We start from the raw sequence: 25,876 nt of genomic DNA on the forward strand, positions 1-25,876 counted from the left end.
ACGTGCGAGGGTGGGGCCCATGGGCTGGGAGGACGAGCTGTTCGCGCTCTTCGACGACCTCGAGGACCAGGCCAGTGCCCTCTACGCGGCCGAGCGCGACCTCGAGGTGGCCGACCGCAGCCGTGCGGAGTACCGGCAGGTCACCCTCGCGGGCAGGTTGATGGCGAGCGTCGGGCAGCCGGTGACGCTGGGCGTCCTCGGCGTCGGACCCGTCGGCGGGATCCTCGAGCGGGTCGCCGACGGTTGGCTCGTGGTGGCCTCCGGCGACCACGACTGGGTGGTCGTCCTCGCTGCGGTCACGACCGTCGACGGCGCATCGGACCGCTCGGTACCCGAGCTCGCGTGGTCGCCGCTCACGCGCCTGGGTCTGGCATCGGCCCTGCGCCGGATCGCCGAGGCCGCCGAGCCGTGCCTGCTCCACCTGCGCGACGGCAGCCGGCTCGACGGCGTGCTACGTCGCGTGGGCGCCGACTTCTGCGAGCTCTCGACCGGCGAGGACCGACGGACGGTCCTGGTCGCCTTCAGCGCCCTGGCTGCCGCTCAGTCACGCGGCTGGGCCTGAACGTGCTCGCTACGTCGCCTCGAAGTCGTACGGCGGCAGCTCGCCCGGCTCGAGCATGCGCACCGGCGCGGGGGCGTCGTCCTCGCCCGCGTTGCGGATCGTGTCCTCGAGGTCGTCGAGCTCGGCCATCGCGTCGGCGATGTGCTTGCGGACGATCGCGCGCGGGTCGAGGTCGGTCAGCTCGAGGTCGGCGTACTCCGGGCCCAGCTCGGAGCGCAGCTCGTCACGCGCGTTGGTGGCGAACTTGCGCAGCTCCCGCATCAGCCGCCCGGCCTGGCGGGCCAGGTCGGGCAGCTTGTCGGGGCCGAACACGAGCACGGCAAGGAACGCGATGACGACGAGCTCTCCGAACCCGATCCCGAACACCCGCCAGCCGCCCCTTCTCCGTCGTAGCCGTGCGGGTCAGAACTTACTGGTCGGGGTGAGCCCCAGCTGCATGCCGGCCAGTCCTCGGCCACGTCCGCCCAGTCGCTCGGCCACTGCGGTGATCGCGACGGCGGCGGGGGAGGTGGGGTCGGACTCGACGATCGGCTTGCCGGCGTCGCCACCTTCGCGCAGGGCGACGTCCAGGGGAAGCTCGCCGAGCAGGGGTACGTCGTACCCGAAGCGCTGGGACAGCGTCGCCGCCACCCGCTCACCGCCGCCGGCGCCGAAGATCTCGAGCCGGTGCTCCTTGCCCTCCGCGGTGCAGTGGGGGCACGGCAGGTAGCTCATGTTCTCGACGACGCCCACGACGCGCTGGTGCATCATCGAGGCCATCGTGCCGGCGCGCTCGGCGACCTCGGCCGCGGCCTCCTGCGGGGTCGTCACCACGAGCACCTCGGCACCGGGCAGGTGCTGGCCGAGCGAGATGGCGATGTCGCCGGTGCCCGGGGGCAGGTCGAGGAGGAGCACGTCGAGGTCGCCCCAGTAGACGTCGGCGAGCATCTGCACGAGCGCGCGGTCGAGCATCGGTCCGCGCCAGGCGACGACCTGGTCGCGGCGCGGCTTGAGCATGCCGATGGAGATCACCGACACGCCGGACGGGGTCGGGACCGGCATGATCAGGTCGTCGACCTGGGTCGGCCGGGCGTCGGCGACACCGAGCATCGCCGGGATCGAGTGGCCGTAGATGTCGGCGTCGACGAGGCCGACCTTGCGCCCGGCCCGGGCCAGGGCGATCGCGAGGTTGGCGGTCAGCGTCGACTTGCCGACGCCGCCCTTGCCGGAGGCGATGGCGAAGACCTTGGTCAGCGAGCCGGGCTGCGCGAACGGGATCTCGCGCTGCGCCTGGCCGCCCCGCAGCGTCTCGTGCAGGCCGGAGCGCTGCTCGGCGGTCATCACACCGAGCTGGACGTCGACCCGGGTCACGCCGGGGAGGGCGGCCACGGCGGCCGTCACGTCACGGGTGATGGTGTCCTTGAGCGGGCAGCCCGCCACGGTCAGCAGTGCCTTGACGGTGACCACCGATCCGCCGTCGCCGGCCGCGATGTCCACGCCCTCGACCATCCCCAGCTCGGTGATGGGTCGCTTGATCTCGGGGTCGTTGACCTTGCTGAGCGCGGTCATGACCTGCTCGACGGACGGGGACTGCGTGGTAGTCACAACCCCTGAGTCTAGGGACTGGCAGGTGACGCTTCGTCGGCGCCGTCCTCGTGAGACTGCGCACGCTCCTCGGCGCGCTCGTCGATGTCCGCGAGCAGGTTGCGCAGCTCGGAGCGCAGGAAGTCACGGGTGGCGACCTCGCCGACCGCCATCCGCAGCGACGCGACCTCGCGGGCGAGGAACTCCATGTCGGCGTGCGCCCGGGCGTCGGCCTGGCGGTCCTGCTCGGCGATCACCCGGTCGCGCGCCTCCTGGCGGTTCTGCGCGAGCAGGATCAGCGGTGCGGCGTACGACGCCTGCAGGCTCAGCATCAGGGTCAGGAAGATGAACGGGAACCCGTCGAAGCGCAGGTCGGTGGGTGCCAGGACGTTCCAGCAGATCCAGACCGCGACGAACAGCGTCATGTAGATCAGGAAGGTCGCCGTGCCCATGAACCGGGCGAACTGCTCGGCGAAGACGCCGAACGAGTCGGCGTTGTAGGACGGCCGCCGGACCAGCTGGCGTCGCTCCTCGCGCGGCGTGTCGAGCCGCTCCACGGCGCGGCGGGTGTCGCTCATCGCGGCCCTGCCTCACGCTCACGGGCACGCTCGCGCCAGTTGGCGGGGAGCATGTGGTCGAGCAGGTCGTCGACCGTGACCGCGCCGATCAGGCGGCGGTCCTCGTCGACGACGGGCGCCGCGACCAGGTTGTACGTCGCCAGGTGGGCGGCCACCTCGTCGATCGTCGCCTCGGGTCGCAGCCACTCCATCGAGTCGTCGAGGGCGCCGGCGACCAGGGTCGAGGGCGGCTCGCGGAGCAGCCGCTGGATGTGGGCGACGCCCAGCAGCTTGCCGGTCGGCGTCTCCAGCGGCGGCCGGCAGACGTAGACCAGCGCGGCCAGCGCCGGGGTGAGGTCGGGGTTGCGGACGTGAGCGAGCGCGTCGGCGATGGTCGCGTCCGGGCCCAGGATGACCGGCTCGGAGGTCATCATCGCGCCGGCGGTGTTCTCGACGTACGACATCAGGCGTCGCACGTCCTCGGCCTCCTCGGGCTCCATCAGCTCGAGCAGGACCTCGGCGGTCTCCGGCGGCAGGTCGCGGATCAGGTCGGCCGCGTCGTCCGGCGACATCTCCTCGAGGACGTCGGCCGCACGCTCGGAGTCGAGGCCCTTGAGGATCTCGACCTGGTCGTCCTCCGGCAGCTCCTCGAGGACGTCGGCGAGCCGCTCGTCGTCGAGCGCGAGCGCGACCGCCGTACGACGCTCCGGCGGCAGGTCGTGCAGGATGCTCGCGGCGTCGGCAGGCCGCATCTCGTTGAGGGCGGCGACCAGGTGGGTGGCGCCCTGCCGGTCGTCGGTGCGGGTCAGGCCGACCACGTCGCGCCACTCGACGACGTGGGACTGCCCGCGCCGGCGGAAGCCCTTGGACGGCTCGCGCACGGCGACCCGCGACAGCACCCAGTCGCGGGTGCGGGCGGGCTCCATCGCGACGTCGTAGACCGTGCCGGTGACGCCGCTGTCCTTGATGGTGACGGTCCGGTCGAGCATCTGGCCGATGACGAGGGTCTCGGTCGAGCGCTGCTCGAAGCGGCGCATGTTGAGCAGGCCGGTGGTGTAGACATGGCCGCTGTCGATGTTGGTCACCCGGGTCATCGGCACGAAGATCCGGCGCCGGCCGAACACCTCGGCGACCATCCCCAGCACGCGCGGCTGGGTCCCCTCGGTGCGCAGGGTCACGACCAGGTCGCGGACCTTCCCGACCTGGTCGCCCTGGGGGTCGAAGATCGGGAGCCCGACCAGCCTGGCCGCGAACACGCGGGTAGGGGTGGTGCTCACGAGAGGCAACGCTACCGGTGAGACCCGCTACTTCATGAACGTCTGCGGGCAGGTCGCCCCGGCACATTCCCTCGTCTGCTCCCACAGGTCGCGCAGCTGCTTGCGCACCGCCTTGTAGCGGGGGTCCCCGTAGAGGTTGTAGAGCTGGTACTGGTCGTTCTTCGTGTAGTACAGCTCGCCGCGGCCCTTGCGCCCGCGGACATAGGTCCACGGACCCACGATCACGCCGGTGTAGAAGGGGTCGAGACCGCCCTTGACCGGCCAGCCGGAGATCGGGATGACCCGGCGGGTCGCGTCGCTGTCCAGCCACGGCATCACGTCGACGCCGTCGGCGTCGCGGTCGAGCGTGGCGCCGGCCAGGGCGGCGAAGGTCGGCGCCCAGTCGGCGTTGGTGACCGGGGTCTGGGTCGTCGTACCGGCGGGCAGGCCCGGGCCGCGGATGAACATCGGGATGTTGATGGCGTCGCGGAAGTACCAGAGCTTGCCGTTGAGGTTGTGCTCGCCGACGTAGAAGCCGTTGTCGGAGGTCACCACGACGTAGGTGTTGTCGAGCTGCCCGGTCTTCTTCAGGGTGTCGACGGTGCGGGCGATGGCGCGGTCGACGGCCTGCAGGGCCTCGACCCGCTGCTGGCGCTCCTCACGCAGCCCGGCGCGGCGCTTCTTGGACCACTTCTGCCGTGCGTTGCGGATCAGTGCCTTGTCGCTCGGGTCCTTCTCGAACATCTCGGGCGTGGTGTCGAGGTCGAGGTCCTTGAACGTGTCGCGGTCGCGCTTGTCGGGGACCGTCGTCGAGATGCCGTCCGGGTCGTCGCTCTCGTGGGGGCTGCCGTGGTGCGGGGCGACGTAGTTGACCCACAGGTACCAGGGCTTGTCCTTGTCGGCACCGTCGGCGTGGTCGGCGATCAGCTGGTTCGACTGGTCGCTGAGCAGCGTCGTCGAGTAGGTGTCGTAGTCCTTGATCTTGCCGTCGACGAGCAGCTGCGGGTGCTCGAAGTTGTACGTCGCGAAGTCGACCGTCGGGCGCCACACGGTCCAGCCCGGCGGCTGGTGGTGGACCTCGTTCTTCGTGTACCCGTTGAGGTACTTGCCGACCATCATCGTGTCGTAGCCGGCCTTCTGGAGGCTGACCGGCATCGTGTCCTTGTCGTCGAACGACTTGTAGCCGCCGCCCTCGCCGCTGATCGTGACCGCGCCGTGGTTGCGGGCGTACTGGCCGGTGAGCAGCGAGGCCCGCGCGGGCACGCAGATCGGCGTCGGGGCCAGGCCCTGGTCGATGGTCACGCCCTCGCCGGCGATCACCTCCTGGAGGTGCGGCATGAACTGCATGTCCTTCATCGCCGCGTCGTCCATCGTGATCATCAGCAGGTTCGGCTTCTCGGGCGACGCCACCGGCGCCGGCGTCGCCTCGGGGCTGAGCACGGTGTCCTTCTTCGTCGGCGCCGCGACCGACGGCTGCTCGCCGGGGCGCTCGTACTTCACGATCGGCCCGACGCCGCCGTCGCCGCCACCTCCGCCGGAGCAGGCGGCGAGCACGCTCGCGCTGAGGACGGCAGCAGTGGCCAGGCGGAGGCGGCCGGGGCGAGTCACGCGTGGTTCTCCTTCTCGACGGGGCGGTCGGTCGCGGCGTCCGCGGCACAGCGGAAGCCGAGGTTCGAGGCCGTGGAGTCCGGCGGAGCCGCTGAGCGGGCGGCGACCCGGTACCGGTTGCAGTACGAGTCGTGGCACAGGAACGAGCCCCCGCGCATCACGCGGACCGTACCACCAGCGGGGCCGCGCGGATCGCGTCGCTCGCGGGCGTCGTACGCCCGCGGGTCGAACCAGTCCGTGCACCACTCCCACACGTTGCCGACCATCTGGTGCAGGCCGTACCCGTTGGGCCGGTACGCCGTCACCGGGGCCGTCGTCGTCCAGCCGTCCTCGGCGGTGTTGGTGGCCGGGAAGCTGCCCTGGAAGATGTTGACCTGCCACTCGTCGCCGTCGGCGCCGGCCATCAGCTCGTCGCCCCAGGGGTAGCGGCTCCCGTCGAGCCCGCCACGGGCGGCGTACTCCCACTCCGCCTCGGTGGGCAGCCGCCGGCCGGCCCAGCGGGCGAAGGCGAGCGCGTCGTCGTGGGAGACGTGGACGACGGGGTGGTCGGCACGGTCGTCGATGTCGGAGCGCGGGCCCTCGGGGTGGCGCCAGTCGGCGCCGCGGACCCCGACCCACCACGGCGTGGCTGGGGAGTAGCCGAGCACGTCCGCGACCGTGGCCGCGACGTCGGTGTGGAACACGGCGGAGTAGCCCTCGGCCTCGGCCAGCGTCCGGTGCCCGGTCGCGTCGACGAACGCCGCGAACGCCGCATTGGTCACCGAGGTGGTGCCGATCCGGTACGCCGACAGCTCGACCTCGTGGACCGGGCCCTCGCCGTCGCCGGCGTACCCGTCGCCGAAGTGGTCGCCCAGCGTCGCGCGACCGGCGGGGATCGTGGCCAGCTCCGTGGGGTCGACGCCCCGCGCGGTGCTGTCGGCCCGGGCCGGGGTGCCGAACGTCAGGTCCACCGCGGCCGGGGGGCCTGCGGGGACGCAACAGGGGCGCTGGTCCGGCGACGGGGTGGACATCGCCGTCCAGTGTGCCTCAGGCAGCGAAGAAGCCCGGCGCCGACGACACGTCGTTTACGATTCCGGACGTGGAGGAGCAAGGGAAGCGTGGTGCCCGCGCGGGCAAGCGGCTCGGCCCTGCCGTCTCCTCGGTCGACATGGTCGTCACGCTCGTGGCGGTGGTCGTGGTCCTCGCCGGGCTGAGCGTCTCGCTGATCTTCCCGCCCGACGCCCCCGACACCCCGGTCGCCCACGAGGGCCGCCGCACGGGTACGGCGTCCGCGGCCCCTGCTGTCGACGTACCGCCTGCTCCGACCGCCACCGACACCGGTGGCGTGCTGGTGCCGCCGCTGGCGATGGAGGCCGAGCGCCAGTCCGCCCAGCTCGTGTGCCAGGCCCAGATCGGCACCACCCAGTTCACCGCGCTGTCCTACAACATCAAGTCGGCCCGGGCCGGCAGCCTCGATCGGCTGCTCGGCGTGATGCAGCAGTCGAAGGCGACCGTGCTCCTGCTGCAGGAGGTCGACTACAAGCGGCGCAGCACCGGCAGCGTCGACCAGGCCGGCTGGTTCGCCGAGCGCCTCGGCGGCTGGGGCTCCGCGTTCGGTCGCAACGTCACCTTCGGCGACGGCCTCTACGGCACCGCGGTCGTCTCGAAGTACCCCATCGTCTCCTCCGAGAACACCCCGCTGCCCAACATCGGTCGCGCCCAGCCGCGCGGCCTGCTGCACGTGGTGATCAACGTCGAGGGCGTCGAGGTCAGCATCTACAGCACCCACCTCGACAACACCTCCGCCAACATCCGCACCGCGCAGGCGAGCCGGATCTCCAGCATCCTGGCCGCCGACCCCCGCCCGAAGATCCTCGGCGGCGACATGAACACGTGGCCCAACTCGGGACCGGAGCGGATCCTCAGCTCGCGGCTCTCCGACAGCTTCGTGGTCGCGGGCAGCGGCGGCGGGGCCACGCACCCGGCCGGTCATCCGCGCACCCGGATCGACTACCTCCTGTACGGCGGCCCGGACCTCACCGCCACCAGCTCGGTCGTGATGCCGGCCGGCGGATCCGACCACCTCCCGGTCCGCGCCGACTTCACCCTCGGCGGGATCAAGACGGAGAAGTGCAGCGGCGACGCGAAGGCCAGGCCGCGCGACACCGGCAAGGCGTCGGGCAAGGCGTCCGGCGATCCGTCGGGCGATCCGTCCGGCACGGTCGACTGACCGCCGGCTGACTGTCCGCGCGGACGCGGGTTTCAGTCTCGGCAGGCGGGTATAGTGCCCGCGTCAAGGGTCGAGATTCGCCTGCCTTCTGTGGGGGAAGCCGCGTCGGAGCCCGGTCAATTCTCGGGTGGAGACGGTAGGAGTCACGTACGTGTCGAATGTGTGGGGGACCTCGTCGGCGGCAGGACGGAACCGGGGAGTGGCGGCGCTCGCAGCGCTCTTCCTCGCGATGGGCCTCCTGGTCGCCGGACCAGCCGGCCTGAGCCGGGCGGACGCCGCGCCGGCCACGGCCCCGACCAAGGTCGCGGCCAAGGCGAAGCCGAACCCGGCTGCCGTCGTCACGCCCGGGATCACGTTCAACCACCCGTTCAAGCCGGCCAAGCGCGGCGCGATCCAGCGCAAGATCATCAAGACGCTGAAGAACGTCGAGGCCGGCCAGACCGTCCGCGTCATGACCTGGAACTTCGACTCGCCGCTGCTCGCCAGCAAGATGATCGCCGCCCACAAGCGGGGCGTGTCGGTGCAGATCATCATGGCCCGTGGCCTCGCGGTCTCCCAGGGCTCGCACCGCTCCTACGGCGTGCTGACCCGCGCGCTCAAGAAGGGCAACGCCGACCGGCCCAAGGAGCTGCGCAGCTGGATCCGCACCTGCTCGGCCACCTGCCGCGGCAAGGGCGGGGCGATGCACAACAAGATGATGCTGGTCAGCAAGTCGGGTGCCACCAACTGGATCGTGATGCAGGGCTCCGGCAACTTCACCGGTGCCGCCGCCGTCCAGCAGTTCAACGACTGGACCACCGTCACCGAGAACCAGGCGCTCTACGACGGCTGGATGACGATGTGGAACCAGGCCAAGAAGGACAAGAGGTTCCCGGCCCTGCAGTTCACCGTCCCCAGCACCACCGTCCCGGGCGGCACCATCACCACCCAGTTCGCCCCGCACCGCGACCAGGTCGACCCGCCGCTGCGGGTCCTCAACAAGGTCCAGTGCAACGGCGCGGCCAACACCGCCAACGGTCACACCAAGGTCCGCGTGGCCAACGCCGTGTGGGGTGACGAGCGCGGTGCGGCGATCGCGCGCAAGGTCCGCGAGCTGCACTTCCAGGGCTGCGACGTCCGCGTGGTCTTCATGATGATGTCGGGCAAGATCCGCAGCATCCTCGCGCCCGTCCCGGCGAAGCAGATGGTCTACATCACCGGCGCGACGGCCAACAAGTTCAAGGACCGCTACGTCCACCTCAAGGGCCTGTCGGTCCAGGGCAACCTCGACGGCGACCCCAACGGCAGCGCGGTGCTCTCCAGCAGCGAGAACTGGACCCAGCTCGGCTGGTTCTCCGACGAGCACGACATCATCTTCTGGGGCGACGCCGCGATGGCCTCCAAGTACGCCGACTGGGTCGACATGATCTACAACACGGCTCCGCGGACGCTGGCCAACTACGTCAACTCCGCCGACCCCGACCCGGTCGTCCGGATCAAGCCGGGCACCGAGTACCTCAGCCCGAAGGACTACCCGTTCCACGAGCTCGAGGCCGAGCTGAACTGACGAAGCGGATCCTGGGCCCGGGTCGCTGCCGAGAGGCGGTGGCCCGGGCTTCGGGCGTCAAGACCACGAGGACATCGAGAGGGCGTACATGGCTCAGCGGGTGGTGCTGCACGTCGGCACCATGAAGTCCGGAACCAGCTTCCTGCAGAACGTGCTCGGGGAGAACAAGGCGGAGCTGGCCGAGCGGGGAGTGCTCTTCCCCGGCCGGCGCTGGCGCCGCCAGGTCCGGGCCGTCAAGGAGCTGATCGCGCACGGCGGCCCCGGTCAGCCGCCGATGCCGGCCGACGGCCTGTGGCAGCAGATGGTCGAGGAGATCCGGGCCTGGCCCGGCACGGCGGTCGTCTCGATGGAGTACCTCGCGCCGCGCGACGAGAAGCAGATCCAGCGCATCCGCAAGGCCTTCCCCGAGAGCCGGGTGGAGGCCGTGCTGACGTGTCGTGACCTGGCCCGCAACGTGCCCGCCATGTGGCTCGAGTCGGTGCAGAACGGCGGCGTGACCGGGTGGCAGGACTACGTGGCCGCCCTCGACGCGCGCAAGGACCTGACCGGCTCCGCCACGCGGTTCTGGCGCCACCAGGACGTGCCGGCGATCGCGGCGCGCTGGGCCAAGGCCCTCGACAAGGGCGCGGTGACCCTGGTGACCGTGCCCCCGGCGGGCGCGCCCGGTGACCTGCTGTGGAGCCGGTTCGCCGAGGTCCTCGGCACCGACCCGCAGGGGATCGCGCTCGACGTACGCAGCAACCCCAGCATCGACCTGCCGAGCGCGCTGCTGCTGCTCGAGCTCAACCGGCGCTTCCGTCCCGGCGGCAAGGGCGACCTGCCGCCGTTCTACGACAGGCTGGTCAAGCACCAGCTGTCCAAGCGCGGTCTGTCGCTGCGCGAGGGCGGTGGCCAGCGCCTGGGGTACGACGACCCGTGGGTTCGCGCGAAGGGCGAGGACCAGGTCGCCCGGCTCCGCAAGGGCAAGCACCGCGTCGTCGGCGACCTCGACGAGCTCCGTCCGGTCGCCGTCCGTGGGCTGCAGCCCGCCGACATCCCCGCCGAGGAGGTGCTGGCCGCGGCGCTCGACGCCCTCCAGGTCACCCTCACCAAGTGGAGCACCGCCGGACGTGGACAGGGGGAGCAGGAATGAAGTGGCGCGGACGTCGCGAGACGGGTGCGGCGCCGGGCCCCGGCCCGGCGGCCACCGACCGGCCCTCGGGTGACGGCCTGCCGCGGGTCGCGGTGATCACCATGTCCCGCGACAGCGGGCCGGTGCTGCGCCGCTGGGTCGAGCACTACCAGCGCCAGCTGGGCGCCGACGACGTCTTCGTCGTCGACGACCACAGCGCAGACGGCTCGACCGACGACCTGCCGTGCACGGTGCTGCGGCTGCCCTACCTCGACAAGTACTCCTTCGAGCCGTCCCGGATGGGCATCCTGAGCGGGCTGGCGAAGTCCCTGCTGTTCGCCTACGACGCCGTGCTGCTCGCCGACGCCGACGAGTTCGTCGTCGCCGACCCGGCAGTGCACGCCTCGCTGCGACACTTCGCCGCCGCTCGGCAGGGCACCGACGTCGCAGGCGTCCTCGGCTACAACGTGATCCACCGGATCGGCGTGGAGCCGGCGCTCGACTTCGACGCGCCCTCGCTGCTGCGCCAGCGCGAGTTCGCCCGGTTCACGCCGCTGATGTGCAAGCCGGCGCTCAAGTGGGTCGACTCCGACTGGGGGCACGCCTCCCACGGCATCCGACACCCGTTCGCGCCGGACCCCGAGCTGTTCATGTTCCATTTCAAGTTCGCCGACCTCGGCCAGCTGGAGCTGCTCGCCGAGCACCGCCACCAGGCCGCGGTGGTCGAGGGCCGCGCGGTGAAGTCGAGCTGGAGCAGGCCGACCGACGAGATCGTCGAGGCGCTGCGCACCGCGGCCGCCCAGGTCGAGCAGGCCGTGGCCGCCGACGAGCTCGGCAAGTTCCGGCCGGGCCCGAAGAAGCTCGAGACGATCGTGCAGAACGAGGGCGACCTGTGGCGGGCGACGGGTGCGGGGCAGCACCTCGCGCTGGTGAAGCCGCCGTACGTCCGGATCCCCGATCGCCTGCGCGACCTCGTCTGACAGGCTGGTCCCCATGACCAACGAGCCGGGCGTCGCCGTCACGACCGTCGACACCACGGGTCTGGTGCTCGCCGGTGTCGCGGAGGACCGCGCCCTCGACGTGCTCTTCGACGAGCGCCGGATCTGGTCGTTCTGGTCCGTGCGCGACACCGAGGATGCGCCCTCGGGAGTGCCGGGGGAGCGGCGGATCGCCTGGCCCGAGCGGATGGTGCGCTTCCTCGAGGGGCCCACCCGGCTGTGCGTGCGCGACCACGTGGCCGGCACCGTCGTGCACGACGAGGAGCTGACCTTCGGGACCGGCGAGGAGCGGATCGCGTTCGTCAACAAGTCGGGCCTGCCGATCGCGCTCGACAAGTCCGGCCGGTTCCACCCCGAGTTCTCGGTGCGCAGCGGCGACCAGCTCGAGCCGCTCCTCGAGGCGATGCACCGGGTCATCGCGATCCTCGAGGAGGAGGGGATCGCGGCGTTCCCGGCGTACGGCACGCTGCTGGGCGCCGTGCGCGAGCAGGACTTCCTCGGCCACGACTCCGACGCCGACCTCGGCTACGTCTCGCGGCACAGCTCGCCCGTCGACGTCGTGCGCGAGTCGTTCCGGCTCCAGCGGGCGCTGGCCGCGCACGGCATGGAGACCTTCCGCTACAGCGGCGGCGCGTTCCGCATCGACGTCGAGGAGAGCGACGGGTCGGTGCGTGGCCTCGACCTGTTCGGCGGCTTCTTCGCCGGCGACGGCCGGCTCTACCTGATGGGCGAGGTGGGTGTGGAGTTCCGCGAGGAGTGGATCTTCCCGCTCTCGACGGTGACCCTCGCCGGCCACGAGTTCCCGGCGCCTGCCGTGCCCGAGCGGCTGCTCGAGGCGATGTACGGGCCGCACTGGAAGGTGCCGGACCCGGCGTTCAAGTTCGAGACGTCGACCGAGGTCAAGACCCGGCTCGACAACTGGTTCCGCGGCCTCTCGCCGTACCGCCGCGACTGGCAGACCAACCAGGGCCATCGCAAGGGGGACGTCAACGCCCCGGCGTCGGAGCTCGCGCTCCGGCTCGCCGCCGACACCGCCCCCGGCACCCACGTCCTCGACGTCGGCGCGGGGCGGGGGAGCGATGCGCTGCACCTGGCCCGTGCGGGCTTCCGCACGACGGCCTACGACTACGTGCCGCTGACGCTGCGCAAGGCCGGCCGGGTCGCCGGGCGCGAGGGTGCGTCGCTCGACGTACGGATGATCAGCCTGACCCAGCTGCGCTCGGTCCTCGGCGAGGGCGCTCGCGTGGCCCGCGAGGCCGGGCCGCGGGCGATGCTCGCGCGCCACGTGCTCGACGCGACCACCGAGCGGGGCCGGGAGGGCCTGCTGCGGTTCGCCGCGATGACCCTGCGCGGCGGTGGCCGGCTGCACGCCGAGTTCGCGACGGGCGAGGGCGAGGCCGGCGAGGGTTTGTATCCTGTGTCCCTCGACGGCGTGCTCGCCTCGATCGGGCAGCTCGGAGGCTCGGTCGTGTCCACCGACGTCGAGCCCGGCGCTCCGGGTCGGGCCGGGCGGGCCGTCGTGGTCGCGGAGTGGTGAGAATGTCGATGCGTGAAGAAGAGAAGATGACCCAGAATCGCTGGAACCTGTTCGCCACCGTCCGCGCCCAGCGGCTGCGGATCGAGAAGCTCGAGACCGAGGTCGCCGAGCTGCAGCGCCACTACGTGCGCGTGGCCGAGCTGGTCGACGTCGTCCAGGAGCTGCTGATCCCGGTCGCCCAGCGCGACGACGCCCGGATCGCCGAGGCGATCGAGGCGTTCGACCAGAGCCTCTGAGCTCTCGGGGCGACGAGCCATGGCACGACGCGTCTTCGTCCACATCGGGCTGCCCAAGACGGCCACGACCTACCTCCAGACCATTGTCTGGGGCTCGCGCGAGCAGCTGCTCGCCGACGGCGTGCTGCTGCCCGGCCTGGGCCGGTTCGACCACCTGTGGACCAGCCGGATCGTGCGTGAGGACCCGCGGCTGCCGAAGGCCTCCGAGGAGCACCGCACCGCCTGGGAGCGGCTGCGCGCCGAGATCGCGTCGCACGACGGCGACGCGCTGATCACCCACGAGTTCTTCGCGGCGGCCAGCGCCGAGCAGGCGACGCGGATGGCCCGGCAGCTCGCCCCGGCCGAGGTGCACGTGGTGATCACCGCGCGCGACCTGCTCGGGCTGTTCACCGCCAGCTGGCAGGAGAGCCTCAAGAACCGCGGCACCGCGTCGATGGCCGACTACTCGCGCGAGGTGTCCGACGACCCGCGCGACGTGTGGAACTGGCGCACCCTCGACCTGCACCTGGTGCTCCAGCGCTGGTCGGAGGCCGTCGCCCACGAGCGGATCCACGTGCTGCCCCTCGACACCAGCGCCCCGCGTGACGAGATCTGGCACCGCTTCGCCGGGCTGCTCGGCCTGCGCGCCGACGCCTACGACCTGGGCCAGTCGTTCCCCAACGAGTCGATGGGCGTGGTCGAGGCCGAGGTGCTGCGCCGGGTCAACGAGCACCTCGTCGCCCGCAAGTCGCTCGGTCCCGCCCGTGATCGCGGCATGTTCATCCGCACCTTCCTCGCCGACGAGCGGCTGGTCCCGCGCAAGGGCGAGAAGTTCTGGCCCCAGGCCGACCGGATCGAGGAGTGCCGCGCCCGCAACGACGCGGCCCTGGCCTACCTGCGCGAGCACCCGGTGGACGTCGTGGGGGACCTGGGCCGGCTCGAGATCCCGGCCGAGCTGCCGGAGCGTCGTACGCCGGACACGGTGACCGACGCCGAGGTGGCCGCGGCCGCCACCGACCTGGTCGCGACCATGCTCGGCGACGTGCGCGAGCTGCGGGTCGGCGCGAACCCCGAGCCGGCCACCGGCAAGCGCGGCCTGCTCGGCGCCCTGCGCCGTCGCTGACCCTCCGCAACCGCTCAGGTCCGCCTCCCGCCCGCCGAACGGCGCAGGAAATCATGCGCATTCCCGTATTCGGGCAGAGGTGCATTCCGGAACGAATTACACGGTTGTGATTTATCGAATTACATCCTTGTAGTTATTCACGCTGTATTGCCATGGTGAAGTTGTTACTGGTGTGATTCCTGAGGAAATTGTTCGCTCGGTGCATTTCGGCACCGTGAATCGGGAGGTCCCATGCGCACCCTGAGCTCGCTTCGATGGCTTCGTGCCCTACCGGCGACGGTCACGGCGCTCGCGGTCCTCGCCACCCTTCTCGTCCTCGCGGCCGCCGGCACCGGTGGCGGGCGCAGCGGCCTCGAGAGGACGGCCGCGCAGGCGGACCCGGCCACGGGCGGGGTGCGCCTGGTGCAGGCGAACATCAAGTCCGGCATGTCCCTGGAACACACCGCGGCCGACCTCGGCCAGGTCTTCGCCCAGCTCCCTGACTTCATCACCTTCAACGAGGTGTCCAGCCGCCCCGACGCCCTGCTCGCACCTCCGGGCTACGCCATCCAGCGCACGCCGGGCACCTACACCGGTGCGACCGCCGTCGTCTGGGACACGACGCGCTGGACCAAGATCGCGGCCGGGACCTACAACATCAGCGAGGTCTGGGGGAAGTCGAAGAAGCAGAAGGTGCACTGGGGCGTGCGCTACGCCAACTGGGCGACCCTGCGCAACGCCGAGGGCCGCACCGTTTCCGTGGTGGCCGTCCACTTCGCGCCGGTGACCAAGTACACGCCGGGCATCTCGCTGCCGTCGTACCAGCGGCTGTCGGGGCTCGCGCAGACGCTGTCGGCCAGCGGTCCCGTGCTGATGGCCGGTGACGTGAACGTGAACTTCCGCAGCGGTGCCTACCCGCGCAACGAGATCGCCGCGATGGGCCTGGTCAACGCCTTCGACCTGTTCGGCGTCGCGCCGCCCACCCACGACAGCGGCGCGGTCATCGACCACGCGTACCTGTACCAGGCTGACCCGCTGCTGCCGGTGACCAACCTGAGCACGAGCGAGCTCTACTCGGACCACAAGATGCTCACCGTCGACCTCGGCAACGTCGGGCCGCGCGCCGGTGCCTTCGCCCCCGGCTGGATGTCCAACCAGGGCGACGCGAAGGCGACAATGCGCCTGGTCCGCAGCGCCATCAACCAGGCCCCGCCGGGCTCCGCGCTGCACCTCGCGACCAAGCAGCTCAGTGGCAACAGCGTCTACCGCGCGATCGTGAACGCCCGGGCCCGCGGCGTCGAGATCCAGATCATCACCGGCAACCGCAGGGCGACCGACCTGGACCGCAAGCTCGCCAACCTGCTCGGCACCAAGAAGAAGCACAAGTCGTGGGCCAAGCGGAAGACCGCCTGGAGCCAGTACGGCATGCCGAAGGCGCTGGTGCTCGCCAGTACCTCGGGCGGAACCCGCGCGGTGCGCATCGACTTCAACCGGTCCTGGGTGACCAAGGAGCAGAAGCGGGCCGGCTCGGCCGCCCAGATCCGCTCGGACCAGTTCGGCTACGACGAGATGTTCATCCGGTTCTTCGCGGCAGTGGGCCGCACCATCTGAGCCCGGGAGGGCAGGGGAGGGATCCCAGTCGACGGGGTCGTGGGGCGTGAGGCCGCCCTACGGCCCCGTCACCGTCTTCGCGGCCGCCACGCCGCGCTTGACCGCGGCCGAGGCCACCTGCGAGGCGAGCTGGCCGGCGACCTTCAGCTGGTCGCCGACCTGCTGGGTCGCCGCGAGCGGCGCGAGCAGCTTGTCAGCGCGGGTGAGCAGGCCGTCGGCCCGCTCGACCACCCGGTCGAGGTCGGCGACGGCGGCGGTGAAGGCCGCGACGGAGGCGCTGAACTCGCGCAGCGCGGCGGTGAGGTCGGCGTCGGACGAGGTGGCCGGGGCGTCGTACTCGCTCGTGGCGACAAGGCTAGGTCCCCCGTGGGGAGCGGGATTCCGTCGCTGCGGTGACATGTCTCACGTCGGGGTCTCGCACCCCGTTCGGGGGGTCCGGGCATGGCTACTCGCGGGTACAGTGCGGTCCGGCACCACCACTGACAGTGCCATTTTCGAAGGGGAGACGTGATGACCCGGCTTTGCCAGACCGAAGGCCTCACCGAGGACCAGTCCGAGATCCTGAAGGCTGTGCGTGTCTTCGTGGATGAGCAGATCATCCCGGTGGCGCAGGAGCTCGAGCACTCCGACACCTACCCGCAGGAGATCGTCGACGGTCTCAAGGAGCTGGGTGTCTTCGGCCTGACCATCCCCGAGGAGTTCGGCGGCCTGGGCGAGTCCCTGCTGACCTACGCCCTGGTGGTCGAGGAGATCGCCCGCGGCTGGATGAGCGTGTCGGGTGTCATCAACACCCACTTCATCGTGGCCTACCTGCTCATGCAGCACGGCACCGAGGAGCAGAAGGCCAAGTACCTGCCGCGCATGGCGACCGGCGAGGTCCGCGGCGCGTTCTCGATGTCCGAGCCGGGCCTCGGCTCCGACGTGTCGGCCGTCTCCACGAAGGCCACCAAGCAGGCCGACGGCTCGTACTCGATCACCGGCCAGAAGATGTGGCTGACCAACGGCGCCAGCTCCACGCTGGTCGCGCTGCTCGTCAAGACCGACGAGGGCGCCGAGTCCGTCTACAAGAACATGACCACCTTCCTCGTCGAGAAGGAGGCCGGCTTCGGGGAGACCGCCCAGGGCGTCACCGTGCCCGGCAAGATCGACAAGATGGGCTACAAGGGCGTCGAGACGACCGAGCTCATCCTCGAGGGCCACCAGATCGCCGCGGACCAGATCCTCGGGGGCGAGCCGGGCAAGGGCTTCTTCCAGATGATGGACGGCGTCGAGGTCGGCCGCGTCAACGTCGCCGCCCGCGCGTGCGGCCTGGCCTGGCGCGGCTTCGAGCTCGGTGTCGCCTACGCCCAGCAGCGCAAGACCTTCGGCAAGGTCATCGCCGAGCACCAGGCGGTGCTGTTCCGGATCGCGGAGATGGCGACCAAGGTCGAGACCGCCCACAACATGATGGTCCGCGCCGCGCGCCTCAAGGACACCGGCAAGCGGATGGACGTCGAGGCCGGCATGGCCAAGATGGTCGCCTCCGAGTACGCCAACGAGGTCGTCGAGGACTCCTTCCGGATCCACGGCGGCTACGGCTACTCCAAGGAGTACGAGATCGAGCGTCTGATGCGCGAGGTCAAGTTCATGCTGATCGGCGAGGGCACCTCGGACATCCAGAAGATGATCATCGGCCGGTCCCTCCTGAAGGACTACAAGCTCAAGTGAGCGGCAACAAGACCAACCCGGGCAACTTCTTCGAGGACTTCACGGTCGGGCAGGTCATCCGGCACGCGACGCCGCGCACGGTGACCGAGGGGGACCGGGCCGTCTACGGCTCGATCTACCCGACCCGGTTCGCCGTCCCGTCGTCGGCGGTCTTCGCCGCGTCGGTCGGCCTGGACCCGCACCCGGTCGAGGACCTGATCGCGTTCCACATCGCGTTCGGCAAGACCGTCCCGGACGTCTCGCTCAACGCGGTCGCCAACCTCGGGTACGCCGAGTGCCGGTTCCACCGCCCGGTCCTGCCCGGTGACACGCTCAGCACCACCTCCGAGGTGATCGGGCTCAAGCAGAACTCCAACGGCAAGAGCGGCGTGGTCTACGTCCGCTCCACCGCCGTCAACCAGCGCGAGGAGGTCGCGCTGGAATGGGCCCGCTGGGTGATGGTCCACAAGCGCGACCTCGACGCGCCCGCACCGGAGGCCGTCGTGCCCGAGCTGGCGTCGGTGGTGGCGCCGGGTGACCTGGTGCTGCCCGACGGGCTCGACTTCAGCGAGTACGACTTCGGCGCGGCCGGCGAGCCGCACCGCTTCGAGGACTACGTCGTCGGGGAGAAGATCGACCACGTCGACGGGGTCACGCTCACCGCTTCCGAGCACCAGCAGGCCACCCGCCTGTGGCAGAACACCGCCAAGGTGCACTTCAACGTCGAGGCGCGGCCCGACGGCCGCAACCTGGTGTACGGCGGCCACATCATCTCGATGGCCCGGGCGCTGTCGTTCAACGGGCTCGCCAACGCCCAGCTGATCGCGGCGATCAACGCAGGTGCGCACACCGCGCCGGCGTTCGCCGGCGACACCGTCTACGCCTGGTCCGAGGTCCTCGACAGGGCCGAGACGTCGGCGCCGGGTGTCGGTGCGCTGCGGCTGCGGCTGGTGGCGACCAAGGGTCGTGACGAGTCGATGACGCTGCGTGGCGAGGACGGCAAGTACGCCCCCGGCGTCCTGCTCGACCTCGACAGCTGGGCCCTCGTCCCGCGCTGACCATCAGCCCTCCGGGGTGACCTGCACCTCCCCGGACGTGCGCCTGGGGCCGGCGCCGGCTGCGCGCCGCGACACGCACGCGCTGGCGGCGTTGGCGTCGCTCGATGGGTGGCCAAGCACGTCGTCGCTCCGCCGCCTTGCCATCACGCACGTCTCGCGACGCTCGCTACGACGCCGGCCCCAGGCGCACGTCCTCGATCGTGTAGGTCACCTCGTCGTCGACACCCTGCGCGATCCGGTCGATCATGATCGAGCCCGGGTGGTCCTGGCCCTCGGGCCAGTCGATCTTCGCCTTGGCGATCCCGGGGGCGTGGGCCTGCGCGAGGATGTCGTCGATGCTCAGCCACGCGAAGTCGGGCGCCGAGATGCCGGCCTGGGGTCCGTCGAGCGAGGTCGCCTCGGTGACCTTCCCGTCGCGCACGACGACCTCGACGGTGCCCAGCTGCGGGCAGAAGCAGATCACCTCGAGGTGGTAGCTGTAGTCCTGCGCCGCGAAGGTCGGGTACGACGGCGTCGCGCTCGCCGTACCGGTGCTGCTCGGGGCCGCGGAGGTCGTGTCGGCGGCCCGGTCCGACTCGTGGCTGCAGGCGGACGTCGCGAGCAGGAGCGGCAGGGTGAGGGCAGCGGTCACGGCGGCGGTGGGCAGTCGCATGGTGCTCATGATGCCTCGGACGTCCGGGCCTCCCGCGCGGTTCCCCCGGGGAGCCGCAGGCGGCTCCCGGCAAAACTGAAACAAGTTTCATTTTACCCCGTGACCTGAGTCACAACAGCCTCGTTGGTCGGTCATGCCTCGACACCCGCGCATGCGGCGACTGCTCGGCGTCTCCGTCGTCGTCCTCGCCCTGTCCGCCTGTGGCTCCCAGCTGGATCCCTCGACCGTGGCGAAGGTCAACGGCCAGTCCGGTGGCGGCGGTGACCAGACCAGCGGCGTCGCGGCTCCGGTCGCCGGCGCCGACGGCGGTGCCCCGGCGGCGGGCGGCGACGTGTCCGGCGGCGGTGCCGCAGCACCTGACGCAGGAGCGCCCGCCGCGAGCGGCGGTGGTGCGGCCGGCACCGGCGGCACCGGGAGTGCCGGGAAGGGCGACGCAGGCGGGAAGTCGAAGGGCAAGGGCTCGCCGACGGGCACCGCGAAGGCGGGCTCGTGCGACGGGTTCAAGAACCAGACCGGCATCACGGACAGCACGATCACCCTCGCCAACGTCGCGGACATCTCGGGACCGGTGCCCGGCATCTTCGAGGCCTCCCAGCAGGCTGCCCGGGCGTACGTGGAGTACTTCAACTCGCAGAACACGATCTGCGGGCGCAAGCTCGCCATCACCAACCTCGACAGCCGGGCCGATGCCGGCGCCGACCAGCAGGCCTACACGAAGGCGTGCAGCTCGACCTTCGCCGCGGTCGGCTCGATGGGCGCCTTCGACTCCGGCGGCGCCAGCACCGCCCAGGGCTGCGGCCTCCCCGACCTCCGCGCTGCGACGACCACCTCCGATCGGGCCGCCTGCTCGACCTGCTTCGGCATGTACTCGATCCGGCCCAACCTGGTCGCTGATGCAGGCCCGAAGTGGCTCGCCGCCCAGTACCCGGACGCCGTCAAGAACGTCGCCATGCTCTACATCAACGCCGGTGCCGCGGTCGGCAACGCCAAGAGCCAGGCGGCGGCGTGGGGGAAGATGGGCTGGTCGGTCAACTACCTCCAGGGCATCGACGTCGCGGAGTTCAACTTCGCGCCCTACGTCCAGCAGATGAAGGACAAGGGCATCAAGATGGTGGTCTACCTCGGGCCGTACCAGAACACCGTCAAGCTGCAGCAGGCCATGCAGCAGCAGGGCTTCAAGCCCGACGTGTTCATGCAGGACCCGACGATCTACGACCAGCGCTACGTCCAGCAGGCCGGGGCGCTCGCCGAGGGCACCTTCGTCTACTCGACCATCGACCTGTTCGAGAACAAGGCCAACCCCGAGATCCAGCTGTACCTGTCCTGGCTCAACCAGGTGAAGCCGGGCGCGGTGCCGAACTTCTACGGGCTGTTCGCCTGGTCGGCCATGCGCCTGTTCGTCGAGCAGGCGACCGCGCTCGGCGGCAAGCTGACCCGCGAGTCCCTGGTCGCGGCGGTCCGCAAGGTCAACGACTGGACGGACAACGGAGCCCACGCGCCGATGCGGGTCGGCACTGCGGAGACCCCGCAGTGCCAGAAGATCATCCAGTACAAGGGCGGCCGCTGGCAGCAGGTGTCGCCCGGCACCTGGCTGTGCGGCAACGTCGTCAACTCGGGTGTGAGCGGCTGATGGGGGGCCGGACCCGGATCCGCCGTACCGCCGGGGTCGCGCTCGTGCTGCTGGCCCTGACCGCGTGCGGCTCCCAGCTCGACCCGGCGACCGTCGCGAAGGCCGGCGGCCAGGGCGGTACGACGGGCGACACCACCAGCACCGGCGGCGACACCGGACTCCCGGCCGGTGAGGCACCGGCCGCGGGCGACGTACCGGCTGCGGGCGAGGCACCCGCAGCCGGTACTGCCGGTGACCCCGCCGCTCCGGCGTCCGGGGCGACGGGTGGGCCCGCGAGCGGCGGTGGCAAGTCGAAGGGCAAGGGCGCCCCGACCGGCACCGCCAAGGCGGGCTCCTGCGACGGGTTCAAGAACCAGACCGGTATCACCGACAGCACCATCACCCTCGCCAACGTCTCCGACATCTCCGGCCCGGTGCCGGGCATCTTCGAGGCGGCGCAGCAGGCGACCCGTGCCTACGTCGAGTACTTCAACTCGCAGAACACGATCTGCGGGCGCAAGCTCTCGCTGGTCAACCTCGACAGCCGCGCCGACGCCGGTGCCGACCAGCAGGCCTACATCAAGGCCTGCAGCGACACCTTCGCCGCGGTCGGCTCGATGTCGGCCTTCGACTCCGGCGGCGCCGCCACGGCCAGCTCCTGCGGCATCCCCGACATCCGCTCGACGATCGTCAACCCCGAGCGGCAGGCCTGCAAGTCGTGCGTCGGCACGTACTCGATCCGCACCAACCTGATCTCCGACCCGGCCGCGAAGTGGCTGGCGGCGAAGTACCCCGACGCGGTGAAGAACGCAGCCTTCCTCTACATCAACGCCGGTGCCGCGCCGGTCAATGCCAAGAGCCTCGCAGCCGGCTACGAGAAGGCGGCCGGCTGGTCGGCCAAGTACATCCAGGGCATCGACGTCGCGGAGTTCAACTTCGCGCCGTACGTCCAGCAGATGAAGGACAAGGGCATCCGGGCCGTCATCTACTACGGGCCGTACCAGAACACGGTGAAGCTCCAGCAGGCCATGCAGCAGCAGGGCTTCAAGCCGGACTTCTACCTGCAGGACCCGACGATCTACGACAAGCGCTACATCCAGCAGGCCGGCGCGGTCGCCGAGGGCACCTACGTGTTCTCGCCCAACGACCTGTTCGAGAACAAGGCCAACCCCGAGGTGCAGCTGTACCTGTCGTGGCTGCAGCAGGTGAAGCCCGGTGCGATCCCCAACTACTACGGCCTCTTCGCCTGGTCGGCGGCCCGGCTGTTCGTGGAGAAGGCGACCGCGCTCGGCGGCAAGCTGACCCGCGCCTCCCTCGTCGACGCCGTCCGCGCCACCACGGCCTGGACCGGGAACGGAGCCCACACGGCGATGAACCTCTCGACCGGGGCGACCCCGCCCTGCCTGAAGATGCTCCAGTTCAGCGGCGGCCAGTGGTCGCAGGTCTCCTCGGGCACCTATCTCTGCGGCAATGTCGTCGACTCCGGGATCGGAGGCTAGTCACCGATGGGCTCTCTCTTCGCCTTCACGCTGCTGGGCCTGTTCACGGGCGCGGCGTACGCGATCATGGCCAGCGGCCTGGTGCTGACCTACACGACCACCCGGGTGTTCAACATCGCCCACGGTGCGTTCGGCATGTTCCTGGCCTTCGTGTTCTGGGACTTCACCCAGCGCCAGGGGCTGCCGACCGTGCTGTCGCTGGTCCTGGTGGTCGGTGTCGTGGCACCGGCGATCGGCTGGTTCATCCAGCGCTTCGTCACCCGCGGCCTCGGTGAAGGGCCGGTGTCGGTGGCGCTGGTCGTCACGGTCGGCCTCCTTGTCGGCCTGATCGGCCTGGCCCAGCAGATCTGGCCGCCGGAGCCGCGCGTGCTGCTGCCGTTCTGGTCCGGCACCGGCTGGAAGGTCGGCGACACCTTCGTCACCGCGCACCAGCTGGTCACCCTCGTCTGCGCGATCGCGGTCGCGTCCGGTCTCTACCTCCTGCTCAGCCGGACCCGGATCGGTACGGCGATGCGGGCTTCGGTCGACAACCCCGAGCTGCTCAAGCTCTTCGGCGGCAAGCCCGACCGGGTCGCCGCGCTGTCGTGGGCGATCGGCATGTCGCTGGCTGCGCTCGGCGGCATCCTGCTGACGCCGGTCGTCCTGCTCGACTACTACGCACTGACCCTGCTGGTCATCAACGCGTACGCCGCCGCGATGCTCGGGCGGCTCAAGAGCCTGCCGATGACCTTCGCCGGCGCGATGATCCTGGGCGTCCTCGAGTCGTGGGCGGTCGGCTACCTGCCGACCGACGGCTTCCTCGCCTCGTTCCGACCCGTCATCCCGGCACTCTTCCTGTTCGCGATCGTGGTGCTGATGCCGCAGGCGCAGCTGCGCATCGGCCAGGTCAAGGGCATCGTCACCGCGCCGGTGCCGACGATGCGGCTGTCGATCGGCTCCGGCACCGGGCTGCTCGTCGTGGTGCTGCTGCTCGTCAACATCGTCGCGCCCAACCAGGTGCTGCTCATCGGCGTCGCGGCGACGTACGCGATGGTGATGCTGTCGCTGGTGCTGCTGACCGGGTACGGCGGCCACGTCTCCCTCGCGCAGTTCACCTTCGCCGGTGTGGGCGCCCTCGCCTACGCGAAGCTCGACGAGCCCAACCTCTTCGGGCTGCTGCTGTCGGCGATCATCGCGGCTGCCGTCGGGGCGCTGGTCGCGCTGCCGGTGCTGCGGCTCACCGGGCTCTACCTCGCGCTGTCGACGATGGCCTTCGCGGTCCTCATGGACAAGGTCATCTTCAACGCCGAGTTCGCGTTCAAGTTCAACGGCACCCTGGCCGCCGACCGGCTCTCGATCCTCGGCCTGCGGATCGGCTCGGACACGGCCTACGTGTGGTTCATGGTGCTGGCCTTCGTGCTGCTCGCGCTCGGCCTGCTCGTGCTGCGGCGCGGGGCGCTCGGCCGGCTGCTCATCGCGATGCGTGACAGCCCGTCGGCGTGCGGCACCCTCGGCCTGGACCTGCGCTGGTTCCGGGTCGGCCTGTTCGCGCTGTCGGCAGGTGTCGCCGGCCTCGCCGGCGGCCTCTTCGCCGGCCTGCGGGGGACCGTCGGCGCGGCGGACTTCCTCTACTTCCAGTCCCTGCTGGTGCTGCTGCTGGCGGTCGTCTTCGGTGCCACCTCGGTCACCGGTGCACTGCTGGGTGGCACCGCGCTGATGCTGCTGCCCGAGTTCCAGGCTGCCTCGCCGGGCATGGCGGGCCTGCTGTTCGCCGTGATCGGCTTCGGCGCGGTGCTCCTGGGCCGGGACCCCAACGGCATCGCCAACCACGTGTTCCGGGTCGGACGCTGGCTGCGCTCGCGGGTCGCGCCGGGGCTCGAGGGCCGGCTGCAGGGGCTGCTGCCCCGAGGTGGGACCGCGGCCGAAGGCTCGGACGGGGCGGTCGACGTACCGCTGGTGGACATGGAGAAGGTGGGCTGAGGTGGCGCTGCTCGAGGTCGACGACGTCGTGGTCCGGTTCGGTGGCGTGACTGCCGTCAACCGGGCGACCTTCACCGCGGACCGGGGCGTGATCACCGGCCTGATCGGCCCCAACGGTGCGGGAAAGACGACCTGCTTCAACGTGATCACCGGCCTGCAGAAGCCCACCAAGGGGCGGGTCCGCTACCGGGACCGCGATGTCACCGGCTGGCCGGTGCACCGGCGGGCCCGGCACGGCGTGGGTCGCACCTTCCAGCGGCTCGAGGCGTTCGGCTCGCTCTCGGTGCGTGACAACGTCCGCGTGGCGCAGGAGATCCACGGGGGACCGCTGGCCTGGTTCGGCGGCAGGCGCGGCGCCGTCAGCGTCGAGATGCTGCTCGACCGGGTCGGCATCACCGAGTACGCCGACGAGCGCGCCGACTCGATCCCGACCGGCACCGCGCGCCTGCTGGAGCTGGCCCGGTGCCTGGCCAGCGACCCGCAGCTGCTGCTGCTCGACGAGCCGTCCTCCGGCCTCGACGAGACCGAGACCGACGCCTTCGGCGAGCTGCTCGTCGAGCTCGCGGCGGAGGGCTGCTCGATCCTCATGGTCGAGCACGACATGGACCTGGTGATGAGCGTGTGCCACGACATCCACGTGCTCGACTTCGGCGAGATCATCGCCTCGGGCGCACCCGCCGACATCCGCACCGACCCGAACGTGCAGCGGGCCTACCTGGGCTACGCCGAGGACGACAGCGAGACCAGCGTGATCCCCGCGATCGAGGAGGTGGTCTCGTGAGCGTCCCGATCCTCGACGTCATCGACCTGCACGCGGCGTACGGCCGGATCGAGGTGCTGCGCGGCGTCGACCTGTCCGTGCCGCGCGGTGCGGTGATGGCGCTGCTCGGCCCCAACGGTGCCGGCAAGTCGACGCTGGTGAAGGTGATCAGCGGCCAGAAGGAGGCGACGTCCGGCGACATCCACCTGGCGGGCGTCCACGTCCAGGGCTCGGCCTCCGACGCGCTGGCCCGGGTGGGGCTGTGCACGATCCCCGAGGGTCGATCGGTGTTCCCGAACCTGACCGTCGAGGAGAACCTGGTCCTGATGTCGTACGCCGGCGTGCCGGCCTCGGCCGTCCTCGACACCGCCTACGCGTACTTCCCGCGGCTGCACGAGCGCCGCCACCAGCTCGCCGGCACCATGTCCGGCGGCGAGCAGCAGATGCTGGCGATGTCGCGGGCGCTGGCCTCCGACCCGGCGCTGCTGCTGCTCGACGAGCTGTCGATGGGGCTGGCACCGCTGATCGTCGACGAGCTCTACGAGACCGTCGCCCGGATCGCCGAGTCCGGTGTGTCCATCCTCTGCATCGAGCAGTTCGCGCGGACCGCCCTGCGGGTCGCGGACTACGCCGCCGTGATGAGCGGCGGGCGCATCGTGGCCACCGGTGAGCCCGGGGAGATCCTCGAGACCATGGCCGACGTCATCCTGGGAGGGGCAGCATGAAGTCACCAGCACGATCGACACGCGGAACGGTCCGGACCTTCGTCGCGGGAGGC

24 protein-coding genes are annotated in these 25,876 nt (G+C 70.8%); 16 read left to right on the forward strand and 8 right to left on the reverse strand.

The genetic code is table 11. The annotated features are described in order from the left end of the window. The first annotated feature begins 19 nt into the window (after positions 1-19). On the forward strand, positions 20-562 hold the full coding sequence (locus ACZYRU_RS07360; protein ID WP_488956433.1) for a hypothetical protein: 543 nt from the start codon (positions 20-22) through the stop codon (positions 560-562). A gap of 9 nt (positions 563-571) precedes the next feature. Here ACZYRU_RS07360 and ACZYRU_RS07365 read toward each other — a convergent pair whose 3' ends face one another. The 6 genes from ACZYRU_RS07365 to ACZYRU_RS07390 are packed head-to-tail and all read right to left on the reverse strand — an operon-like array spanning position 572 to position 6,556. Next, on the reverse strand, positions 572-928 hold the full coding sequence (locus tag ACZYRU_RS07365; protein WP_488956434.1) for a sec-independent translocase: 357 nt from the start codon (positions 926-928) through the stop codon (positions 572-574). 36 nt (positions 929-964) lie between these two features. Further along, a complete protein-coding gene (locus ACZYRU_RS07370; RefSeq protein ID WP_488957189.1) occupies positions 965-2,110 on the reverse strand; it encodes an Mrp/NBP35 family ATP-binding protein in 1,146 nt (381 codons plus the stop codon). A 47-nt stretch (positions 2,111-2,157) separates the two neighbouring features. Continuing rightward, positions 2,158-2,703, reverse strand: coding sequence for a DUF1003 domain-containing protein (locus ACZYRU_RS07375; RefSeq protein WP_488956435.1), 546 nt, complete (start codon positions 2,701-2,703; stop codon positions 2,158-2,160). Beyond that, positions 2,700-3,959, reverse strand: coding sequence for a magnesium transporter MgtE N-terminal domain-containing protein (locus ACZYRU_RS07380; RefSeq protein ID WP_488956436.1), 1,260 nt, complete (start codon positions 3,957-3,959; stop codon positions 2,700-2,702). The genes ACZYRU_RS07375 and ACZYRU_RS07380 overlap by 4 nt, the downstream gene beginning before the upstream one ends. A 27-nt stretch (positions 3,960-3,986) precedes the next feature. Beyond that, complete coding sequence (locus ACZYRU_RS07385; protein ID WP_488956437.1) at positions 3,987-5,546, reverse strand: sulfatase family protein; 1,560 nt, start codon at positions 5,544-5,546, stop codon at positions 3,987-3,989. Next, positions 5,543-6,556: a formylglycine-generating enzyme family protein gene (locus tag ACZYRU_RS07390; RefSeq protein ID WP_488956438.1), complete on the reverse strand. Its 1,014-nt coding sequence runs from the start codon at positions 6,554-6,556 to the stop codon at positions 5,543-5,545. Before ACZYRU_RS07390 ends, ACZYRU_RS07385 begins: the two co-directional genes overlap by 4 nt. Before the next feature lie 68 nt (positions 6,557-6,624). Here ACZYRU_RS07390 and ACZYRU_RS07395 point away from each other — a divergent pair, with 68 nt between their 5' ends. The 8 genes from ACZYRU_RS07395 to ACZYRU_RS07430 all read left to right on the forward strand — a co-directional run bounded on the left by ACZYRU_RS07395 (position 6,625) and on the right by ACZYRU_RS07430 (position 15,875). Further along, positions 6,625-7,755: an endonuclease/exonuclease/phosphatase family protein gene (locus ACZYRU_RS07395; protein ID WP_488956439.1), complete on the forward strand. Its 1,131-nt coding sequence runs from the start codon at positions 6,625-6,627 to the stop codon at positions 7,753-7,755. A 199-nt stretch (positions 7,756-7,954) separates the two neighbouring features. Continuing rightward, positions 7,955-9,301, forward strand: a complete 1,347-nt coding sequence (locus ACZYRU_RS07400; protein ID WP_488956440.1) for a phospholipase D-like domain-containing protein — start codon at positions 7,955-7,957, stop codon at positions 9,299-9,301. Positions 9,302-9,389: 88 nt separating this feature from the next. Next, positions 9,390-10,433, forward strand: coding sequence for a hypothetical protein (locus ACZYRU_RS07405; protein ID WP_488956441.1), 1,044 nt, complete (start codon positions 9,390-9,392; stop codon positions 10,431-10,433). Then, positions 10,430-11,392 (forward strand): glycosyltransferase family 2 protein, encoded by a 963-nt coding sequence (locus ACZYRU_RS07410; RefSeq protein ID WP_488956442.1) that lies wholly within the window; start codon positions 10,430-10,432, stop codon positions 11,390-11,392. Before ACZYRU_RS07405 ends, ACZYRU_RS07410 begins: the two co-directional genes overlap by 4 nt. A gap of 13 nt (positions 11,393-11,405) precedes the next feature. Continuing rightward, entirely contained in the window at positions 11,406-12,947 is a 1,542-nt protein-coding gene (locus ACZYRU_RS07415) for a LicD family protein (protein ID WP_488956443.1), read from the forward strand. A 26-nt stretch (positions 12,948-12,973) separates the two neighbouring features. Beyond that, positions 12,974-13,183 carry a DUF6752 domain-containing protein gene (locus ACZYRU_RS07420; protein ID WP_488956444.1) on the forward strand — a complete coding sequence of 70 codons (210 nt, stop codon included), beginning with the start codon at positions 12,974-12,976 and terminating at the stop codon, positions 13,181-13,183. Positions 13,184-13,202: 19 nt separating this feature from the next. Further along, positions 13,203-14,285: a hypothetical protein gene (locus ACZYRU_RS07425; RefSeq protein ID WP_488956445.1), complete on the forward strand. Its 1,083-nt coding sequence runs from the start codon at positions 13,203-13,205 to the stop codon at positions 14,283-14,285. Positions 14,286-14,516: 231 nt separating this feature from the next. After that, the gene (locus tag ACZYRU_RS07430) at positions 14,517-15,875 is read left to right on the forward strand and encodes a hypothetical protein (protein ID WP_488956446.1); all 1,359 of its coding nucleotides are present in this window, start codon (positions 14,517-14,519) and stop codon (positions 15,873-15,875) included. 57 nt (positions 15,876-15,932) lie between these two features. Here the strand turns inward: ACZYRU_RS07430 and ACZYRU_RS07435 are convergent, their stop codons facing one another. Beyond that, entirely contained in the window at positions 15,933-16,274 is a 342-nt protein-coding gene (locus tag ACZYRU_RS07435; protein ID WP_488956447.1) for a hypothetical protein, read from the reverse strand. Positions 16,275-16,385: 111 nt separating this feature from the next. Between ACZYRU_RS07435 and ACZYRU_RS07440 the strand changes: the two genes are divergently transcribed. Continuing rightward, entirely contained in the window at positions 16,386-17,582 is a 1,197-nt protein-coding gene (locus ACZYRU_RS07440; protein WP_488956448.1) for an acyl-CoA dehydrogenase family protein, read from the forward strand. Beyond that, positions 17,579-18,619, forward strand: coding sequence for a MaoC family dehydratase (locus ACZYRU_RS07445; protein ID WP_488956449.1), 1,041 nt, complete (start codon positions 17,579-17,581; stop codon positions 18,617-18,619). Before ACZYRU_RS07440 ends, ACZYRU_RS07445 begins: the two co-directional genes overlap by 4 nt. A gap of 166 nt (positions 18,620-18,785) precedes the next feature. Here the strand turns inward: ACZYRU_RS07445 and ACZYRU_RS07450 are convergent, their stop codons facing one another. Next, positions 18,786-19,271, reverse strand: a complete 486-nt coding sequence (locus ACZYRU_RS07450) for a DUF6174 domain-containing protein (protein WP_488956450.1) — start codon at positions 19,269-19,271, stop codon at positions 18,786-18,788. Positions 19,272-19,422: 151 nt separating this feature from the next. On the opposite strand from ACZYRU_RS07450, the gene ACZYRU_RS07455 reads away from it, so the two are divergent. Genes ACZYRU_RS07455 through ACZYRU_RS07475 form a run of 5 tightly spaced genes read left to right on the forward strand, consistent with a single transcriptional unit; the run spans position 19,423 to position 25,823 of the window. Then, complete coding sequence (locus ACZYRU_RS07455; protein ID WP_488956451.1) at positions 19,423-20,901, forward strand: ABC transporter substrate-binding protein; 1,479 nt, start codon at positions 19,423-19,425, stop codon at positions 20,899-20,901. Further along, positions 20,901-22,379, forward strand: a complete 1,479-nt coding sequence (locus tag ACZYRU_RS07460; RefSeq protein ID WP_488956452.1) for an ABC transporter substrate-binding protein — start codon at positions 20,901-20,903, stop codon at positions 22,377-22,379. Before ACZYRU_RS07455 ends, ACZYRU_RS07460 begins: the two co-directional genes overlap by 1 nt. A 6-nt stretch (positions 22,380-22,385) precedes the next feature. Further along, on the forward strand, positions 22,386-24,338 hold the full coding sequence (locus ACZYRU_RS07465; RefSeq protein ID WP_488956453.1) for an ABC transporter permease: 1,953 nt from the start codon (positions 22,386-22,388) through the stop codon (positions 24,336-24,338). A 1-nt stretch (position 24,339) separates the two neighbouring features. Continuing rightward, positions 24,340-25,119 carry an ABC transporter ATP-binding protein gene (locus ACZYRU_RS07470; protein ID WP_488956454.1) on the forward strand — a complete coding sequence of 260 codons (780 nt, stop codon included), beginning with the start codon at positions 24,340-24,342 and terminating at the stop codon, positions 25,117-25,119. Next, positions 25,116-25,823, forward strand: coding sequence for an ABC transporter ATP-binding protein (locus ACZYRU_RS07475; RefSeq protein ID WP_488956455.1), 708 nt, complete (start codon positions 25,116-25,118; stop codon positions 25,821-25,823). The genes ACZYRU_RS07470 and ACZYRU_RS07475 overlap by 4 nt, the downstream gene beginning before the upstream one ends. Positions 25,824-25,876: the final 53 nt, after the last annotated feature.

The organism is Nocardioides sp. F233 (assembly GCF_057813895.1).

Coding starts and splice junctions, on each gene's coding strand:
- ACZYRU_RS07360 (WP_488956433.1), top strand. CDS start 20: ATGGGCTGGGAGGACGAGCTGTTCGCGCTCTTCGACGACCTCGAGGAC.
- ACZYRU_RS07370 (WP_488957189.1), bottom strand. CDS start 2,110: ATGACCGCGCTCAGCAAGGTCAACGACCCCGAGATCAAGCGACCCATC.
- ACZYRU_RS07375 (WP_488956435.1), bottom strand. CDS start 2,703: ATGAGCGACACCCGCCGCGCCGTGGAGCGGCTCGACACGCCGCGCGAG.
- ACZYRU_RS07390 (WP_488956438.1), bottom strand. CDS start 6,556: ATGTCCACCCCGTCGCCGGACCAGCGCCCCTGTTGCGTCCCCGCAGGC.
- ACZYRU_RS07405 (WP_488956441.1), top strand. CDS start 9,390: ATGGCTCAGCGGGTGGTGCTGCACGTCGGCACCATGAAGTCCGGAACC.
- ACZYRU_RS07410 (WP_488956442.1), top strand. CDS start 10,430: ATGAAGTGGCGCGGACGTCGCGAGACGGGTGCGGCGCCGGGCCCCGGC.
- ACZYRU_RS07415 (WP_488956443.1), top strand. CDS start 11,406: ATGACCAACGAGCCGGGCGTCGCCGTCACGACCGTCGACACCACGGGT.
- ACZYRU_RS07420 (WP_488956444.1), top strand. CDS start 12,974: ATGACCCAGAATCGCTGGAACCTGTTCGCCACCGTCCGCGCCCAGCGG.
- ACZYRU_RS07425 (WP_488956445.1), top strand. CDS start 13,203: ATGGCACGACGCGTCTTCGTCCACATCGGGCTGCCCAAGACGGCCACG.
- ACZYRU_RS07430 (WP_488956446.1), top strand. CDS start 14,517: ATGCGCACCCTGAGCTCGCTTCGATGGCTTCGTGCCCTACCGGCGACG.
- ACZYRU_RS07435 (WP_488956447.1), bottom strand. CDS start 16,274: ATGTCACCGCAGCGACGGAATCCCGCTCCCCACGGGGGACCTAGCCTT.
- ACZYRU_RS07440 (WP_488956448.1), top strand. CDS start 16,386: ATGACCCGGCTTTGCCAGACCGAAGGCCTCACCGAGGACCAGTCCGAG.
- ACZYRU_RS07450 (WP_488956450.1), bottom strand. CDS start 19,271: ATGCGACTGCCCACCGCCGCCGTGACCGCTGCCCTCACCCTGCCGCTC.
- ACZYRU_RS07455 (WP_488956451.1), top strand. CDS start 19,423: ATGCGGCGACTGCTCGGCGTCTCCGTCGTCGTCCTCGCCCTGTCCGCC.
- ACZYRU_RS07460 (WP_488956452.1), top strand. CDS start 20,901: ATGGGGGGCCGGACCCGGATCCGCCGTACCGCCGGGGTCGCGCTCGTG.
- ACZYRU_RS07465 (WP_488956453.1), top strand. CDS start 22,386: ATGGGCTCTCTCTTCGCCTTCACGCTGCTGGGCCTGTTCACGGGCGCG.